Source organism: Halomonas alkalicola (genome assembly GCF_030704205.1).
Classification (GTDB): Bacteria; Pseudomonadota; Gammaproteobacteria; order Pseudomonadales; family Halomonadaceae; genus Halomonas; species Halomonas alkalicola.
Map to the genome: position 1 here is coordinate 724,009 of NZ_CP131913.1, position 16,947 is coordinate 740,955.

Annotated in this window: 14 protein-coding genes and 1 pseudogene; 6 read left to right on the plus strand and 9 right to left on the minus strand. The window is 67.9% G+C overall.

The features are described from left to right. Nucleotide 1: 1 nt before the first annotated feature. The gene (gene cysM / locus B6N23_RS03480; protein ID WP_305501877.1) at nt 2-904 is read right to left on the minus strand and encodes a cysteine synthase CysM; all 903 of its coding nucleotides are present in this window, start codon (nt 902-904) and stop codon (nt 2-4) included. 116 nt (nt 905-1,020) lie between these two features. Between cysM and B6N23_RS03485 the strand changes: the two genes are divergently transcribed. Continuing rightward, nucleotides 1,021-3,708, plus strand: coding sequence for an ATP-binding protein (locus B6N23_RS03485; RefSeq protein ID WP_305501879.1), 2,688 nt, complete (start codon nt 1,021-1,023; stop codon nt 3,706-3,708). On the opposite strand, the gene acpS is transcribed toward B6N23_RS03485, so the two are convergent. From acpS to B6N23_RS03525, 8 genes and pseudogenes are all read right to left on the minus strand, one after another. Next, complete coding sequence (gene acpS / locus B6N23_RS03490) at nt 3,705-4,082, minus strand: holo-ACP synthase (protein ID WP_305501881.1); 378 nt, start codon at nt 4,080-4,082, stop codon at nt 3,705-3,707. The two genes, B6N23_RS03485 and acpS, sit on opposite strands and share 4 nt — an antisense overlap. Before the next feature lie 3 nt (nt 4,083-4,085). Next, nucleotides 4,086-4,884: pseudogene (pdxJ, locus tag B6N23_RS03495) on the minus strand (pyridoxine 5'-phosphate synthase). Between the two features lie 37 nt (nt 4,885-4,921). Continuing rightward, nucleotides 4,922-5,623, minus strand: a complete 702-nt coding sequence (gene recO, locus B6N23_RS03500; RefSeq protein ID WP_305501883.1) for a DNA repair protein RecO — start codon at nt 5,621-5,623, stop codon at nt 4,922-4,924. Nucleotides 5,624-5,629: 6 nt separating this feature from the next. Beyond that, nucleotides 5,630-6,529 (minus strand): GTPase Era, encoded by a 900-nt coding sequence (gene era, locus B6N23_RS03505; RefSeq protein WP_169958035.1) that lies wholly within the window; start codon nt 6,527-6,529, stop codon nt 5,630-5,632. Further along, nucleotides 6,526-7,230: a ribonuclease III gene (gene rnc / locus B6N23_RS03510; protein WP_305501886.1), complete on the minus strand. Its 705-nt coding sequence runs from the start codon at nt 7,228-7,230 to the stop codon at nt 6,526-6,528. The genes era and rnc overlap by 4 nt, the downstream gene beginning before the upstream one ends. 79 nt (nt 7,231-7,309) lie before the next feature. After that, complete coding sequence (gene lepB, locus B6N23_RS03515) at nt 7,310-8,113, minus strand: signal peptidase I (RefSeq protein WP_305501888.1); 804 nt, start codon at nt 8,111-8,113, stop codon at nt 7,310-7,312. Nucleotides 8,114-8,140: 27 nt separating this feature from the next. Continuing rightward, nucleotides 8,141-9,958, minus strand: coding sequence for a translation elongation factor 4 (gene lepA, locus B6N23_RS03520; RefSeq protein ID WP_305501890.1), 1,818 nt, complete (start codon nt 9,956-9,958; stop codon nt 8,141-8,143). Between the two features lie 378 nt (nt 9,959-10,336). Further along, nucleotides 10,337-10,897: a pilin gene (locus tag B6N23_RS03525; protein ID WP_305501892.1), complete on the minus strand. Its 561-nt coding sequence runs from the start codon at nt 10,895-10,897 to the stop codon at nt 10,337-10,339. A 413-nt stretch (nt 10,898-11,310) separates the two neighbouring features. Between B6N23_RS03525 and B6N23_RS03530 the strand changes: the two genes are divergently transcribed. The 5 genes from B6N23_RS03530 (at nt 11,311) to B6N23_RS03550 (ending at nt 16,756) form a co-directional block, all read left to right on the plus strand. Further along, complete coding sequence (locus tag B6N23_RS03530) at nt 11,311-12,363, plus strand: hypothetical protein (protein ID WP_305501894.1); 1,053 nt, start codon at nt 11,311-11,313, stop codon at nt 12,361-12,363. A gap of 2 nt (nt 12,364-12,365) precedes the next feature. Next, nucleotides 12,366-13,031 (plus strand): hypothetical protein, encoded by a 666-nt coding sequence (locus B6N23_RS03535; RefSeq protein ID WP_305501896.1) that lies wholly within the window; start codon nt 12,366-12,368, stop codon nt 13,029-13,031. 184 nt (nt 13,032-13,215) lie between these two features. Further along, nucleotides 13,216-14,052 (plus strand): hypothetical protein, encoded by an 837-nt coding sequence (locus B6N23_RS03540; RefSeq protein ID WP_305501898.1) that lies wholly within the window; start codon nt 13,216-13,218, stop codon nt 14,050-14,052. Further along, nucleotides 14,049-14,690, plus strand: coding sequence for a type I-E CRISPR-associated protein Cas6/Cse3/CasE (locus tag B6N23_RS03545; RefSeq protein ID WP_305501901.1), 642 nt, complete (start codon nt 14,049-14,051; stop codon nt 14,688-14,690). The genes B6N23_RS03540 and B6N23_RS03545 overlap by 4 nt, the downstream gene beginning before the upstream one ends. Next, entirely contained in the window at nt 14,687-16,756 is a 2,070-nt protein-coding gene (locus B6N23_RS03550) for a helicase C-terminal domain-containing protein (protein WP_305501903.1), read from the plus strand. The genes B6N23_RS03545 and B6N23_RS03550 overlap by 4 nt, the downstream gene beginning before the upstream one ends. Nucleotides 16,757-16,947 lie beyond the last annotated feature (191 nt).

Genomic DNA, 16,947 nt, shown 5'->3' on the forward strand with positions numbered 1-16,947 from the left:
CTCAGGCCTCCGGGGCGAACAGGCCGGTGGAAAGGTAGCGGTCGCCGCGGTCGCAGACGATGAACACGATTACCGCGTTCTCCACCTCCTCGGCGACGCGCAGGGCGCCGGCCAGGGCACCGCCGGAGCTGACCCCGGCCAGGATGCCCTCCTCCCGGGCCAGGCGGCGCATGTGCGCCTCCGCCTCGTGCTGGCCGATGTCCAGCACCCGGTCGACCCGGCTGGCGTTGAAGATGCTCGGCAGGTACTCCGCCGGCCAGCGGCGAATGCCGGCGATGCTGGCCCCGTCCTCGGGCTGCAGGCCGATGATCTGCACCTCGGGGTTGCGCTCCTTGAGCGCCTGGGAGACCCCCATGATGGTGCCGGTGGTGCCCATGGAGCTGATGAAGTGAGTCACCGTGCCGGCGGTCTGCTCCCAGATCTCGGGGCCGGTGCCTCGATAGTGGGCCAGGGGGTTGTCAGGGTTGGCGAACTGGTCCAGGCGTTTGCCCTCGCCGCGGGCCAGCATCGCCTCGGCCAGGTCGCGGGCCTCCTCCATGCCGCCCGCCTTGCTGACGGTGATCAGCTCGGCGCCGAAGGCCGCCATGGCCTGCTTACGCTCCTCGGAGGCGTTCTCGGGCATGATCAGCACCATGCGATAGCCCTTGATGGCGGCCGCCATGGCCAGCGCGATGCCGGTATTGCCCGAGGTCGCTTCCACCAGGGTGTCGCCGGGGCGGATCTCGCCGCGCGCCTCGGCCTGCTCGAGCATGGAGAGGGCCGGGCGATCCTTCACCGAGCCGGCGGGATTGTTGCCCTCCAGCTTGGCCAGCAGGATGTTGTTGTTGCGGCGGCCGGCGGTGATGCGCTTGAGGCGGACCAGGGGCGTGTTGCCGACGACCTCCTCGAGGGTGGGAAAATGCATGCAACCTTCCTTGTGGAAACGGGTTTTCAGCCATTATATCCCTGCCACCCCGGGGTGGACAGGCATCCCCCGCGGCTGTGTCATACTGGGGGCTGCCACCTGCAGAGAGCCTGTCGATGTCGATGTCCCTGAAGTTCCGCCTGCTGATGACCGGCCTGGTCGTCCCCTGGCTGTTGATGCTGCTGATTGCCGCCACGACCCTGTCGCTGCACCGCTCGCACCACGACGAGCTGCTGCGGGCTCGTCTCGATCACGCCGTCGACCTGCTCGCGCCCCAGCTGGGCAGCGCCGATGATGCCCTCCAGCGGGAGGCCACGGCGGCGCGGCTGCTGGAACTCGACGAGGTTCGCGCACTCGGCATCATCGATGCCCGAGGCGAGACGCTGCTTCAGCTGGGCCGGCTGCGCTCGCCGCCCGGCCTGCCGCGCGACGGCCACCGGCACCTCGAACAGCAGGCCACCGAATGGCGACTGCAGGCGCCGCTGTCCGGGACCGAACCAACCTGGCTGGTGCTCGACGTGGATGCCAGCCGACTGCTGCTCGGCCACTATCGCCAGATCGGCCTGACGGCCCTGCTGCTGGGGATTGCCGCCCTGCTGCTGGGGGGGCTGACCTTCGCCACCCACCGGCGTCTCTCCCCTCCCCTGCAAGCCGTGGATGAGGCCCTCTCCCGACTGGCCCAGGGCGAGAGCCCCCCCGAGCTTGCCCCCTCGCCCGGCGAGCTGGCCGGCCTGACCGAACGGGTCAACGCCCTGGCCAGCCACCTTGCCCGGGCGGGCCTGGAGACGCAGCGCCAGATCGAGCAGGCCACCGCCGAGCTCGAGGAGTCCATGGAGACCATCGAGGTCCAGAGCATCGAACTGGACATCGCCCACCGCCGCGCCGTGGAGGCCAACCGCATCAAGTCGGAATTCCTGGCCAACATGAGCCACGAGATCCGCACCCCGCTGAACGGCATCATCGGCTTCTGCCGCCTGCTTGACCGCTCGCGGCTGGAGCCCCGTCAGCGCGAGTGGCTGGAGCACGTCCAGCGCGCCTCCAGCAACCTGCTGATGCTGGTCAACGACGTGCTCGACTTCTCCAAGCTCGAGGCCGGGCGCCTGGAACTCGAGCGGCTGCCGCTGGACATGGTCGCCCTGGTGGACGAGGTGCTGGGCCTGCAGGCACCGCTGGCCCACCAGAAGGAGCTGCAGCTGCTGGGCCTGGTGTATGACGATGTGCCCAGCGTGCTCACCGGCGACCCGATGCGCATCCAGCAGGTGCTCACCAACCTGGTGCACAACGCGGTGAAGTTCACCCGGCAGGGCGAGGTGGTGGTGCGGGTGATGGTGGAGCAGGCCGACCCCGGCCGGGTCATCCTGCGGATCAGCGTCACCGACACCGGCATCGGCCTCTCCGCGGAGCGTCAGCGCCGCCTGTTCCAGGCCTTCCAGCAGGCCGAGCCCAGCCACTCCCGGGAGTTCGGCGGCAGCGGGCTGGGGCTGACCATCTGCCGCCAGCTGGTGGAGCAGATGGGCGGCGAGATCGGCGTGGAGAGCGAGCCCGGCCAGGGCGCCACCTTCTCCTTCACCCTGCCGCTGGAAGGCAGCGACCTCAGCGAGCGGCCACCCGAGCTGCAGCTGGACGGGCAGAGGGTCCTGATCGAGGAGCCCCACCCCGCCACTCGCCGCGCCCTGCGCCATCTCTTTTCCCGCTGGGGCGCCCAACCGCTGGACGACACGACCCCACCACCCCAGAACGCGTCCCCGGCCCTGCTGGTCGCCAGCCTGCCCCACACGCCGCTGACCCCGGATGAGGCGTCGGCCTGGCAGCACCGACTGGCCGAGCTGGGCTGCCCGACGCTGCTGCTGGCCAATGCCAGCCCGCTCGACCTGCCCAGCCTGCCGCTGCCCCACGGCGGCGAGATCCTTGCCAAGCCGGTGGCCAGGGCTACCCTGGCTAACGCCGTGGCGGGCTTCCTGGACGCAGGCGAGGGTTCGACACAGGCCGCCCCGCGGGGGCTGCCGCCCCCCTCTGTGCTGCGCCTGCTGGCGGTGGATGACACCGAGTCGAATCGTCTGCTGCTGCGTGAGCTGGTGGCAGGCCCCGGCATCGAGGTCAGCCTGGCCGCCAGCGGCGAGGAGGCCCTGGCCCTGGCACGAAAGCACCCCTTCGACCTGGTGCTGATGGATATCCGCATGCCCGGCATGGACGGCGTGGCCGCCACTCGGGCGCTGCGCCGCCTGGGCGGCCCCTGGCGCACCACCCCGGTGGTGGCGGTCACCGCCCACGTGCTGGAGGAGGAGCGCCGCCGGCTGCTGGCCAGCGGGCTGGATGATGTGCTGGTGAAGCCGGTGGACGCCGGAGAGCTGCGCAGCGCCCTGCGCCGGCATCTGGATGTCACGCTGCCGGAGGGCGACGAGGCCGCCTCGCCAGCGCGGGAGGAGGCGCCCGTGCTGATCGCCGATGACGGCGAGCTGCCCACGGTGGACCTGGAGCTCGGCGCACGGCTGGCGGGGGGGCGGGTGGCGCTTGCCAGGGAGCTGCTGGAGCGCCTGGCGGAGGGACTCGACGACAATGAGGCCGCCCTGCGCCGCGCCCTGGACGAGGGCGACGATGAGGCGCTGCTGGACGGCATCCACGCCCTCAACGGGGCCTGCCGCTACTGCGGGGCCCCGCGGCTGGGGCTGATCGCCGAGTCCCTGGAGACCCGGCTGCGCACCCGTGGCCGGGAGGCGGTGATACCACTGATGGACGACCTCTTCGCCGCCATGGCGGACCTGCGCGCCTGGGCGAAGCCGCAGGCCAGACCCGACGACAGCTAACCTTCCAGGACCACGAAGGCGATCGCCAGGGCCTCCTCGTCGCTGATCGACAGGTGGGTCGCCCGCACCCCGGCGGCCAGCGCCATCTCGTGGGCCTTGCCCGACAGCAGCAGTGAGGGCCGGCCTAGGGCATCGTTGGTGACCTGGATCTCGGTCCAGCGCATGCCCAGCCGCAGGCCGGTCCCCAGCGCCTTGACGAAGGCCTCCTTGGCGGCGAAGCGCTTGGCCAGGAAGGCCGCCGGCGCCGGATGGCCCGCCAGGCGCTCGCGCTCCAGCTCGCCCAGCAGCCGCAGCGCCAGACGCTCGCCGTGCCGCGCCTGCGCCCGCTCGAAGCGCTCGACCCTGGCGATATCGGTGCCGATGCCGAGGATCATGGCTCAGTGCTGATGATCGTGGTGAGGGTCATGGTCGTGCTCCTCCAGCGAGGCCACGAAGCCCGCCTCCTGGCCGGCGATGGCCAGGCGCTTCATCTCGGCCACCGCCTCCTTGAGCCCGACGAAGAGCGCACGGGCGATGATCGCATGGCCGATGTTGAGCTCGTGCAGGCCGGGAATGGCGGCGATGGCCTCCACGTTATGGTAGTTCAGGCCGTGGCCGGCGTTGACGGTGAGCCCCAGCTCCAGCGCCATCTCCACGGCCGCCGCGAGCCGCGCATGCTCCTTGACCGCCGCCTCGCCGGTCACCTCGGCATAGGCGCCGGTGTGCAGCTCGATCACCGGGGCGCCGGCCCGGGCGGCGGCCTCGATCTGTGACGGCTCGGGGTCGATGAACAGCGACACCTCGCAGCCGGCCGCGGCCAGGCGCTGGCAGGCGGCCTGGATCGCCGCCGCAGCCCCCCCCCACCACGTCCAGGCCGCCCTCAGTGGTCAGCTCCTCGCGCTTTTCGGGCACCAGGCAGACGTGGGCCGGGCGGACCTCCTCGGCCAGGCGGATCATCGCCTCGGTGACCGCCATCTCCAGGTTCATGCGGGTGTTGAGCACCTCGGCCAGCAGGCGCACATCGCGCTCCTGGATGTGCCGGCGATCCTCACGCAGATGCACGGTGATGCCATCGGCGCCGGCCTCCTCGGCCAGCAGCGCCGCCTGGACCGGGTCGGGGTAGCGGGTACCGCGGGCCTGACGCAGGGTAGCGATATGGTCGATATTGACGCCGAGCAGGAGTCGGGGGGGATGCATGGCACGATCCTTGAATAGGCGGGAAGTCAGGAGGTGTTCAGTGTGACCCAGCCCGGCGGCGCTGGGCAAGCTGGGCCATCAGCTCCCGGGAGCGCAAGGGGCGTGCGCCCAGCAGCGGCGCCAGCGCCGCCCGGGTGACCGCCTTGGCGGGGCCCGCGAGCCCCGGGGCGTCCCAGTCCCCGGCCGCCAGCAGGCGCAGGGTACGCCCATCCAGGCCCGGCTTGCCGGGGCGAAAGGCACGGCTGGCCGCATCCAGCACATAGCGCGACTGGGGGTCCAGTTCGCCGCCGTCCGGGGTGGTGAAACGCGGCAGGGCGTCCAAGGCCTCGAGCAGCGCCACCTCGAGGCGACGCAGGCCCGCGGCGCGGGCATCCGGCCTGGGCAGGGCCTCGAGCAGCGCCGTGTAGAAGGCGAACACCTCGGCCACCGGCAGCTCCACCGGCAGGGTGCGGGTGAGCAGCTCGTTGGCGTAGAGCCCGCAGAGCAACCCCTCGCCAGCCAGCAGCGCCGCGGACCCGCGGCTCTCGATCAGGCGCAGGCGCTTGAGCTCGCCCCCCCCCGTCCAGGTGAGGTAGAGCGGCGCGAAGGGCTGCAGGCGCCCCCGGGAGCGCGAACCGGGGCGCTGCACCCCCTGGGCCACCGCTCGCACCCGCCCGTGGTGCAGGGTCAGCAGCTCCACCAGGGCGCTGGTCTCCCGGTAAGGGCGCCGGTGCAGCAGAAAGGCCGGTTCAGGCGTCATGGCGCCTCAGTCGAGGTTGTAGCCCAGGCTCTTCAGCGCCCGCTCGTCGTCAGACCAGCCGCGCTTCACCTTGACCCAGAGGTTGAGCATCACCTTGGCACCGAAGGCGCGCTCCATGTCGAGGCGCGCCTCGCGGCCGATGCTCTTGATGCGCTCGCCGTTCTCGCCGATCAGGATCTTCTTCTGCCCCTGGCGCTCCACCAGGATCAGGGCACTGATATGCACCACCCGCCCCTCGTCGCGGAACTCCTCGATCTCCACGGTCATCTGGTAGGGCAGCTCGTCGCCGAGCTGGCGCATCACCTTCTCGCGTACCAGCTCCGCCGCCAGGAAGCGCTGGCTCTTGTCGGTGACCTGATCCTCGGGGAAGAAATGCACGCTCTCGGGCAGGTGCCTGGCCACCTCGGCCTCAAGCTCCGGCACGTTGGTGCCGTGCTTGGCGGAGATCGGCACGATGGCGGCGAAGTCGCGCCGGGCGCCGACCTCCTCGAGCCAGGGCAGCAGGCTCGCCTTGTCCTGCAGCCGGTCGACCTTGTTGACCGCGAGGATCACCGGCGCCGTGACGTGCTCGAGGCGCTGCAGCACGATCTGGTCCTCGTCGCTCCAGCGGGTGCGGTCGATGATGAACACCACGCAGTCCACATCGCGCAGGGCCTGGGTCGCCGCCTGGTTCATGAAGCGGTTGATCGCCTTGTTGCGATCCTTGGCCATGATATGGATGCCGGGGGTATCGACGTAGATGAACTGCGCCTCCCCTTCGGTCTTGATCCCCATCACCTGGTGGCGGGTGGTCTGGGGACGCCGCGAGGTGATCGAGATCTTCTGGCCGAGGATCCGGTTCATCAGCGTCGACTTGCCGACGTTGGGGCGACCGACGATGGCCACGAAGCCGCAGGTCTGGGTCATGGTCGTGCTCCCTGTGCGTTGGCCCTGACGGGTTCCAGCAGGGCCAGGGCCTTCTCGGCGGCCTGCTGCTCGGCGTGGCGCCGACTGGCCCCCTCGCCGGAGGTGTGCTGATCGAGCATCTCCACGTGGCACTCCACGGTGAAGGTCTGGGCGTGGGCCTCGCCCTCCACGTTGACCACCTCGTAGCGGGGCAGCGGCACCTGGCGGGACTGCAGGAACTCCTGCAGGCGCGTCTTGGGATCCTTCTGGGTATCCTGCAGGCTGGTGCTCTCCAGCCGCGGTGCATACCAGGAGAGCACGCGACCGCGCACCGCCTCCATGCCGGCATCCAGGTAGATGGCGCCGATCACCGCCTCCACGGCATCGGCCAGGATCGACTCGCGGCGATGGCCGCCGCTCTTCATCTCGCCGGAGCCGAGACGCAGGTGCTCGCCGAAGCCCATCTCGCGGGCCAGCTCGGCCAGGGTCTGGCCCTTGACCAGGCGCGCACGCAGGCGCGAGAGCTGCCCTTCGCGGGCGTCCGGGAAGCGCCGGAACAGCGCCTCAGCGATCACGAAGTTGACAATGGAATCGCCGAGGAACTCGAGGCGTTCGTTGTTCTGCCCGCCGACGCTGCGGTGGGTCATGGCCAGTTCCAGCAGGGCGGGATCCCTGAAGGCGTGGCCGAGGCGTCGGCTGAAGGCGTTGAGGGAGTTGCTCACGGATATCCTGTTGTCTGATGTCTTGTCGGCGTCGAGGCGGCCCGCGCACGACGGCCCTTGCCGCCGGTGGCATGGAGGCTCACTGGATGCGTCGTACGCTGCTGAAGCTGGGCAGGCCGCCGTCCCAGTGCATCCATACCGCAAACGCCCGGCCGACGATGTTCTCCTCCGGCACGAAGCCCCAGTAGCGGCTGTCGTTGGAGTGGTCGCGGTTATCGCCCAGGGTGAAGTAGTGGCCTTCCGGCACCACCAGCTCACGCATCTGCGGGCCCGGGTCTCGGGGGTTATTGTAGATCCGGTGTTCGACACCGCCCAGCCGCTCGGCCAGCAACAGCTCGCCCGGCGCGCCGGCGGGGCCCTCCTCCAGCAGCCGCTTGGGCACCGGCTCGCCGTTCACGTAGAGCTGCTTGCCCTCGTAGCGCACCGTATCGCCCGGCAGGCCGACGACCCGCTTGATGAAGTTCACCGCCGGCTCGTTGGGGAAGCGAAACACCATGACGTCGCCGCGCGCCGGCTCGTTGAACTCGACGATGCGGGTGTGCACCACCGGCAGGCGCAGGCCGTAGGTGAACTTGTTGACCAGGATGAAATCGCCCACCTCCAGGGTCGGGCGCATGGAGCCCGAGGGGATCTGGAAGGGCTCCACCACGAAGCTGCGCAGCACCAGCACCACCAGCAGCACCGGGAAGAAGGAGCGCGAGTAGTCCACCGGCCAGGGCTCCTTGAGCACCTTCTCGCGGGCGACGGGGTCGAGTCCCTCGGTGGTGCCGGCCTCGGCGTTGGCCGCAGCGCGACGACGGGCGGGGCGCCACCAGGCGAGATCAAGCAGCCAGATCAGGCCGGTGATGGCCACGGCCACCACCAGCAGCAGGGAGAAATCCATGGGGGTATGCGTTCCTAGCGGTTGAAATCAGTCATTGACCTTGAGCACGGCGAGGAAGGCGTCCTGGGGAATCTCCACCCGGCCGACCTGCTTCATGCGCTTCTTGCCCGCCTTCTGCTTCTCGAGCAGCTTCTTCTTGCGGCTGACGTCGCCACCGTAGCACTTCGCGGTGACGTTTTTGCGCAGCGCCTTGACCGTGGAGCGGGCCACCACCTGGCCACCGATGGCCGCCTGGATCGCCACGTCGAACATCTGGCGCGGAATCAGCTCCTTCATCTTCTCGACCAGCAGCCGGCCACGGCCGTGGGCGTGGTCGCGGTGGATGATCACCGCCAGGGCGTCGACCTTGTCGCCATTGATCAGCACGTCCAGGCGCACCAGCTTGGCCGCCTGGAAGCGCTCGAAGCCGTAGTCGAGGGAGGCATAGCCCCGGGAGATCGACTTCAGGCGATCGAAGAAGTCCATCACCACCTCGGACATCGGCAGCTCGTAGACCAGCTGGATCTGGCTGCCGAGGAACTGCATGTCCTTCTGGGTGCCGCGGCGATTCTCGCACTCGGCGATGACGTTGCCGACGAACTCCTGGGGCACCAGGATGCTGGCGCGCACGATGGGCTCGCGCATCTCCTCCACGTCGGCCATGTCGGGCAGCTTGGAGGGGTTGGAAACGTAGATGACGTCGCCGTTCTTCAGCGCCAGCTCGTAGACCACCGTGGGCGCCGTGGTCAAGAGGTCCAGGTTGTACTCGCGCTCGAGGCGCTCCTGGATGATCTCCATGTGCAGGGTGCCGAGGAAGCCGACCCGGAAGCCGAAGCCCAGGGCGTCGGAGTTCTCGGGCTCGTACTCCAGGGAGGCGTCGTTGAGCGCCAGCTTCTCCAGGGCGTCGCGGAAATCCTCGTAGTCGTCGGCACTGACCGGGAACATGCCGGCGTAGACCTGGGGCTTGACCTTCTGGAAGCCGGGCAGGCGCTCGACGTCAGGCGTCTTGGCGTGAGTGATGGTATCCCCCACCGGCGCGCCCTGGATCTCCTTGATGCCGGCCACCACGAAGCCCACCTCGCCGGCACGCAGGATCCCCGTCTCGCGGCGCAGCGGGGTGAAGATGCCCACCTCGTTGGCCTGCCAGTCGCGGCCGGTGGACTTGATGCGGATCTTCTCGCCCTTCTTCAGGGTGCCGTCGAAGATCCGCACCAGGGAGACCACGCCCAGGTAGTTGTCGAACCAGGAGTCGATGATCAGCGCCTGCAGCGGGGCGTCGGGGTCCCCCTTGGGCGGCGGAATGTCGCGCACCAGACGCTCCAGCAGGGCATCGATGCCCAGGCCGCTCTTGGCCGAGACCTGGCAGGCATCGGTGGCATCCAGCCCGATGATCTCCTCGATCTCGTGGGCGACCTTGTCGGGGTCTGCCTGGGGCAGGTCCATCTTGTTGAGCACCGGCAGCACCTCGAGCCCCTGCTCGATGGCGGTGTAGCAGTTGGCCACCGACTGCGCCTCGACGCCCTGGGCGGCGTCCACCACCAGCAGCGCCCCTTCACAGGCGTAGAGAGAGCGCGAGACCTCGTAGGAGAAGTCCACGTGCCCCGGGGTATCGATGAAGTTGAGCTGGTAGGTGTTGCCGTCCTGGGCGTGGTAGTCCAGGGTCACCGACTGGGCCTTGATGGTGATGCCGCGCTCGCGCTCGAGGTCCATGGAGTCGAGTACCTGCTCCTTCAGCTCGCGCTCGGACAGCCCGCCACAGCTCTGGATCAGACGGTCGGCCAGGGTCGACTTGCCGTGGTCGATGTGGGCGATGATCGAGAAGTTCCGTATATGACTGATTTTGCTACGGTTTTCGCTGTTAGACATGCATCAGAATCCGGTTCATGTACGCACCCATGTACAACGCTGGGCAGGGTCCCGAGCGAGCGCGAGAATCTAGGTTGGGCGTATTGTACAGCGAGAAAGGGCGGGTTGTCGTCAGAGGCTGGCTTGGCCGACGCTCTTCGATTAAACGACGATCAGGGGGTTGCCAAGGTCTCGAGCAGGGCGCAGCCAGGTGGACTTGGTGAGCAGTCAGTGGAGGAGGCCGTCGAGACCCAAAGCGAAGGTGGTCAGAATGCCGTCAGAGGCTGGCCATAACGCCAGCGGCCGACATCTCTGCCGGCCGCTGGGTGCTGTTTCAAGCTAGATAAGTGGTAGGCAATGAGGAGCCACCAGCAGTTCGCCTAGCCACAATGAGTCAGATCATCCAGCATCTCTGGTACATGCCGCCGGGGCCAAATTATCAAAATCGTCTTCAGCAATTCCGCTAATTGAACAACTCCAAGCACCAGGATTACCGGTAGCATTGTCAGCATTTCTTGTCAATTCCACAGCAACATTATTCAACCTGGAAGAGACATCGCCATTCAACACCCCAGCAATTGTAGCCGACCCATCAGCGTTAGCTTTCAGCAATGGATTGTCAACAGCAGGATCCTGCGTAGAATCTTCCCCTGCGGGGATCTCAGTAAACATATTTGAACCAGTCCAACCTATGTCATTCACAGTCAGATCACCTGCTTGAGCTTCAGTTAGGCCTCTTGTGAGCCTGTCCTCTAATCCCGTACGAAGACTAGAGAGTTCACTGTAAGCTCGAGTAAGCTGAGATTTGGCCACGTAATCTTGGTAGCGCGGAATTGCAACCGCTGCCAAAACACCGATAATCGCCACCACGATCATCAGTTCGATCAGGGTAAAACCGCCCTGCTCCCTGTTGCGCTGCGTCTTTCTGTTCAACTCGTTCATCTCTTTTACCGTGCTCATGGCTGTGCCCCTTGAATTCGTGTCCGCCCCGGCAGTGGTCTGCCCCCTGCGGATGTGCCCAAGCCAGGCAGTCGAGCGCTGCCGCGCTGCCTGCTCTCCACGGAACCGCATCGGGTGCGGCTCCTGCCAGTTACTCTAAGTTACGGTTTGTAATTCTGCAAGGCCGAGCTCACCTTGTGTGAGCTATTTTTTACGGTCTTCGCTCACGGCGTGTCGCAGCGCTCGGCACGCGGCATCTACCGGCGGCGAGTCGCCATAGCATGGGCACGGCCACCGACTCATCGCCCGGCTTGAGCTAGGCTGCCTCCCCTCCGCGGCCTTGCCGGCTTTGTTAAGCGCCGAGATGCGCTACCATCGGGGCCAGCAGCCACAGCTTGCAGCCAAGCCCCACAGCCCAGGAGAGCCCGAACGCGATGCCAGCCCAAAAGCACCAGTACCTCCTTCGCGGCGAGATCACCGCCACCGCGCCCCTCTCCGTCACCTATGTGGGCCTGGATGGCAGGCTGCCCCGCACCCCGCACGGGGAGGTGTTTCTCAACAGTGGCACCCTGCGCGGTCCGCTGCGCAAGGCCGCGCTGCGGGTCGCGAAGGAGCAGGTGAACGAGGCGTTGAGCCTCCAGACGCTCTATATGCTCGGGGAAGGCGTGGACACCACCCGCGAGGTGAACAACGAGGCGGGCAAATACTACGACCCTGCCGCCGAGCAGCGCCTGCGCGAGACCAACCTGATCCTCGACATGTTCGGCCGCTGGCGGCTGGCCGGGCAGCTCAGCGTGAGCCCGCTGCGCACCGCTGCCGGCAATGTGATGCAGGCGGGCCAGGGCACCCGCCATGACCAGTTCGAGCGCGACCCCTCGCTGGTGGAGTGGCTCTCCGAGGAGGACCAGGCGGCACTCCGCGACATGATAGCCAGCGCCTCGGCGTCGATGGCGGATATCGCCCCCCTCCAGGCCGAGATCAAGCAGCTCAAGGCCCAGTACCGCAAGACGGACGACCGTGAGCAGAAGAGCCAGCTGTGGAAGCAGGTCGAACGCCTTGAAGCCGAGATCAAGGAACTGCGCGAGAATCGCAAGGGCGCCGAGAACTCGATCAAGCACCCCATCGAGGGGTATGAAGCGATCGCGCCGGGCAGCACCCTCTCCTCCACCCTGAAGCTGCGCAACGTGTCTGAGGCGTCGCTCGGCCTGCTACTGGAGACCCTGATCGTCTTCTCTCGCCATCCGGTGATCGGCGGGCACCAGGGGGCCGGCGGCACCCTCGAGGCGCGCTGGACGGTCTATCGCCGCGACGCCGGCAGCCTGCAGGCCGAGGAGATCGGCGAGGTCGCGCTGGACGAGCTGGGCATCCAGCTGATTGGTGATGCCCTGGAAGCAGCCCGAGAGGCATTCCGGGCCGCAATCCCGACCCAGGATCTCTCGTGCTACCTGCTGGAGCAGGCGATGCAGAAAGCGCCGCGGGGCCGGTAAGCATGGCCGGCGATACCTTCTGCCTGCGGCTCAAGCTGCACACGCCGCTGATCCTGCCCCGCGCCGCACCCCGGCTCGATGTGCTGCTAGCCGAGGCCGTGCGCAACCTGCGCCTGGACTGGGACACCCCGATCCAGGCCAGTGACATTCCGCTGGCGTGGGATGCCGAACTGCGCGGCCTTCGAGGCTCACAGCTTGTGTTTGGCACAACGCCTCAGTCAGGGCTGGTGGCCGAAAGCGTGCCCTTCCCCACGGCGATCAGACGACTGCCCTTCAGCGAGGTCTCACCGCCGATCCGCAAACGCATCACGGTGGATGGAGGGCCGACCGCCCCACGCCTGAGCGAGCACCCTGCCCTGCTCGCCCCCTACGCCCTGTTCTACGGCGTCGGCGACGCCATGCGCTGCGCGGAACTGCTGACGCTGCTGAGCGGCATCGGGCGCGAGCACGCCCATGGCTGTGGCCTTTTCTCCGTGGAGAGCATCGAGAGCCTGCCGGACGATGATGGGCGTTGGCGTTGGCGGCCCTGGGCAACCGACAAGGGTCATGCGCATGCCGAGCAACCCTACCCCCCCGTGGTCGACCATCTCGCCCTGGTGCCGGGCGGTGATGACCAGCCGGTGCTGCGCCCGCCCCGCGTGCTCAAGGAGGCGCTGCACCATGGCTAAGCCCCGGACAAACCGACAGCAAAAGCCCAGCCGTAACACCAAGGGCGCCGAAAGCGCGTTGCAGGGCACCCTTCCGTTTCTCTTCGATGACCCAGCGCCTGAGACTCCACTCAGCCCGAGCGCCCACTCCCTCGGCGCCTTTCACCTGAATCCGTATGCGCTGTTTCATGCTGCGACCCACGTCGTGCGGGAGGACAACGAAGCCGGGCCGGTAACGCCCACCTCCCTCGCCTGCGGCTACTGCCAGCGCGGCTGGAACGAGGTAGAAGACCCCGACCAGGCCTTTACCTACCGGTACTCCCCGCCTACCGCCGTCGAGTACCTGTGCAGCACCTGCTACACCCCGCGCATCTCGGCACCCAACGCCCTGGGCATCGAGTCCTACCGGGGCAAGAGCCGGATACCCACCCCCGGCAAGCTGGGCATGCTGGCAGGCTCGGGCGGCATCGTGACCCATGAGGGAACGCTGCACCTCGCGCTTCCCAAGGCGTTCGTGACGAAATACGGCCCCGGCATCTATGGTCAGCGGGGGCAGATCCATGAAATCGGCCCCGGGGTAAGGCCGCTGGATATCCTGCTGGAGCTGATCTACGGCGATCAGATCGAGGTCGAGCGAGGCTTTCTCTACATCGACCTGTGGGGACGCAAGCCCGACGCCCTGATGCAGGGCCTGAGCCTGACCCACTCGCTCTCGGAGCTGTGGTGCAACAGCGAGAAGGGGCCGTTCGCCCGGGACCTGCTGGCCCATGCCGCTACCGCCCGGGAGCTGTGCCGGCAGGGCATCGCCGACCAGGGGCTCAAGCCGAGCTTCTGGACGCCCATCCGCCAGGCCGCCCAGGGGGCACCGCTGGAATCGCTCTCCGACGACATGGCGACCTGGCTCAAGAAGGTGCCGGACCCCCAGGCGCTGCTGGGCGCCCTGCCCATCAACCCCCACGACCGCCTGGAACTGCCCGCCATGATGCGCTCCCTCATCCCGAGAATCAGCGCTGATCCGGCGTTTCTGGAGGAGGCCCCGTGATCGTTCATTACCATGAGGCTATGGCCATGGTGCCCCAGGCCACGCCCACCCGGGGCCACCTGAGCCTGGACGATCACCACAGGACCGCCTGGCGGCTCTTCAGCCAGGGTGCCACTGAGCTTCAGGACGGCGACCCACGCCCCTTCCTGTTTCGCGTGCAGCCGCACCCCAGCCTGCCCATGGATGTCTACCTGATTCGCTCCCCTATGGCGTTCGACGGGGCCAAGGCCAGATCTTCGCTACGCAGCGTGGACCTGAGCGAGGGTGCGGAGCTGACGCTCTCCTGGCTACACCTGCCCTCCCGCAGCCGGCTGCTGGCCTCGCCCCAGCAGGGCCGCGCCGCCGGCAAGCCCCGGGGCCAGCGTTACCAGCCCGGTATCGAAGAGTGGCCAGAGAATTGCCGCGACAAGATACACCGCCACGGCTGGGCGGCATGCGGAGAGATCGCGGTGCATCGGCATGGCGTCTTCCGCCTGCCGGGCAAAGGGGAGCGCCTGATCGGCGTGGCCCACTGCCAGGCGCGGCTGCGCGTCACCGACCCGATGCTGGCCGCCGAGGCGTGGCTCAAGGGAGTCTCACGCAAGCGCGGCTATGGCCTGGGGCTCCTGATGCCGGTGACGCATGGCGGTGACGCATGACCAGCACCCGGACGGCAAACCGCGTGCAGGCGTTTCTCGCCGAGCGGCTACCCCAGAGGGCCGGCTACCAGGCCAACCCGGTGCAGATGGCCTATGCCGGCTCCATGACCGGCGCCCTGGCCCAGCCCGGCAAGCTGCACTTCATCGAGGGGGATACCGGCATCGGCAAGTCGCTGGCCTACTCGCTGGCGTTGGCGGACTGGGTGGCCCGTGGCAAGAGAAAACACAAGGACAAGGGCCGAAACCAGGACATCGGCCGACGCGCCATCGTCGCCACCCACACCCGGGCGCTGCAGCGCCAGTTGCTGGACCCCGAACATCTCGAGCTGATCGCCGAGTACCTGGCTCTGGAGGGCCTGCCTTCACTGAGGGTGGGCCTGCGTATGGGGCGCGGCAACTATGTCTCCCCCGAACGCCTGGCAAGGTCGCTGGGCGCGCCGGAGCTGGCCACGGTCGCCAAGGACCGCTCTCGGCGGGACGAGGAGCGCACGCTGGCCCAGTGGGCCCTGGAGACGCCCGGCTGCCTGCTCGACCTGGAGACGGACGCCCTGCCCGAAGGCGTCACCCTGGCCGATATCTGCCTGCTGCCCCAGGAACCACTACCCCGAGCCCTTGAAGAGCACTTTCAGGCCACCCAGTCCCACGACATCCTGATCATCAACCACGCCCTGCTGGCTCTGGATCTGGTCACCGAGGGGAGCATCACCGGTGCCCAGACGCCCTATGCGCTGCTGCTGGATGAGGCCGGCCGCTTCCCGGACGCCGCCGAATCGATTCTGTCTGAGCAGCTGTCGCTGCGGGCCAGCCACGCGCTGCTGGACCAGTTGGGGATACGGGCAGCACACGCGTGGCAGGAGCTGCTGAACGGCTGGACGACGCCGTCCCATGCCGGGCGGGCATTGCCGCTCTCCGCTCCACAACGTGAGCAGCTGGTGGCGGCCTTCCAGACGCTGCGCCGTGCCAAGCCCAATCTGGACGCCGTGAGTAGTACCCTCGCTGCGGAGTGGCACCGGCTCATGGCGCAGGCCGACCTGATGACCATGCGCCTGAAGGACTCCCCCGACAGCCCCCTGTTGGTATCGCACTCCCCCGTCATAGGGCTGCCCAGCCTCGTGGCTCAGGAGCCCGCCGCCGGGCGGTGCCTCAAGTCAGGCGCCGCTTCACGCTGCACCATCCTGACCTCGGCCACGCTCTCCGATATGCAGCACGCCCTGGGAGAAGCCCCCAGCTTCGACTATCTGCGGGGCCGCCTGCAGTTGGGCACGGCGGACACCCGCCTGGGCCTCAAGGCGAGCCACCCCGCCCTGCGCTTCGGCAGGATGCGCTTCACCTTGCCGGACGACATGCCCCCGCCACTGTGGCAGCCGGAGGCGGGGCGCTATGCGCTCTCCCCAACCTTCTGCGCCATAGCCACTCGGCGCATCCGCTCGCTCTCGGGCCGCGTCCTGGTGCTGGCCAACGCCTACTCGGACGTGGAGGCAATCCGCCATGCCTGGCCAGAAGAAGACGCAAGGCTTACGACCCACGCCCCCGGCGCGAACCTCAACCAGATCGCCGAGGCGCTGGACGAGGACGCCGTGCTGGTGACCCCTTCAGGATGGGAGGGGCTGTCGCCGACTCGCGGTGACCGGGCCTTCTGGGATCACCTGGTCATCCTGCGCCTGCCCCACCCCACGCCGGACCCCGTGCTCCAGGCCCTGCTGGAACAGCAGTTCATGCGCCGCGGCAGTCGTTCACGGGAGGAAGCCAGCAAACTGGCCCGGCAGATCCTGCTCAAGCAAGGCGGCATACGGGCGACCCACAAGCTGCGCCAGGGCCTCGGGCGCGGAATTCGCCACCCCGATGACGACGTACATGTGGTTATCCTCGACCCACGCTTCCCCTCGCCCAGGGGAGCACCCGCCGGCGAGGGGCTGCGACAGCACGCCCAGTCACTCGGCGCGATACCGCCTCGCTTCCTGAAGGATTACCGCGAAGCCCAGACCACCTGGCCGGGTGAAGCGGCAACTAGCGGCAGGAGCGATCAAAAGCCCATGCCTGATACCGCATGGGGGACGTTCTTTTGACCTGATGAGGCCGGACCCACGGTGCAATCTGAGGTATCATCGAACCGTCCCTGCAGCAGGACTCCCGCAGACGCGGGGATGAACGGCACGGACAGGGTGGTTTCACCCTTATCGAGTGTTTTCCCCGCAGATGCGGGGATGATAGCAGCACAAAGAGCACTCATAGCCCGATCCATCGGGTCGGGCTGCGC

Bases quoted from the DNA above. Each gene is read 5' to 3' on its own strand.
- B6N23_RS03525 (WP_305501892.1), bottom strand. From the start codon at position 10,897: ATGAGCACGGTAAAAGAGATGAACGAGTTGAACAGAAAGACGCAGCGC.
- lepA (WP_305501890.1), bottom strand. From the start codon at position 9,958: ATGTCTAACAGCGAAAACCGTAGCAAAATCAGTCATATACGGAACTTC.
- B6N23_RS03535 (WP_305501896.1), top strand. From the start codon at position 12,366: ATGGCCGGCGATACCTTCTGCCTGCGGCTCAAGCTGCACACGCCGCTG.
- B6N23_RS03530 (WP_305501894.1), top strand. From the start codon at position 11,311: ATGCCAGCCCAAAAGCACCAGTACCTCCTTCGCGGCGAGATCACCGCC.
- B6N23_RS03485 (WP_305501879.1), top strand. From the start codon at position 1,021: ATGTCGATGTCCCTGAAGTTCCGCCTGCTGATGACCGGCCTGGTCGTC.
- lepB (WP_305501888.1), bottom strand. From the start codon at position 8,113: ATGGATTTCTCCCTGCTGCTGGTGGTGGCCGTGGCCATCACCGGCCTG.
- cysM (WP_305501877.1), bottom strand. From the start codon at position 904: ATGCATTTTCCCACCCTCGAGGAGGTCGTCGGCAACACGCCCCTGGTC.
- era (WP_169958035.1), bottom strand. From the start codon at position 6,529: ATGACCCAGACCTGCGGCTTCGTGGCCATCGTCGGTCGCCCCAACGTC.
- B6N23_RS03550 (WP_305501903.1), top strand. From the start codon at position 14,687: ATGACCAGCACCCGGACGGCAAACCGCGTGCAGGCGTTTCTCGCCGAG.
- acpS (WP_305501881.1), bottom strand. From the start codon at position 4,082: ATGATCCTCGGCATCGGCACCGATATCGCCAGGGTCGAGCGCTTCGAG.
- recO (WP_305501883.1), bottom strand. From the start codon at position 5,623: ATGACGCCTGAACCGGCCTTTCTGCTGCACCGGCGCCCTTACCGGGAG.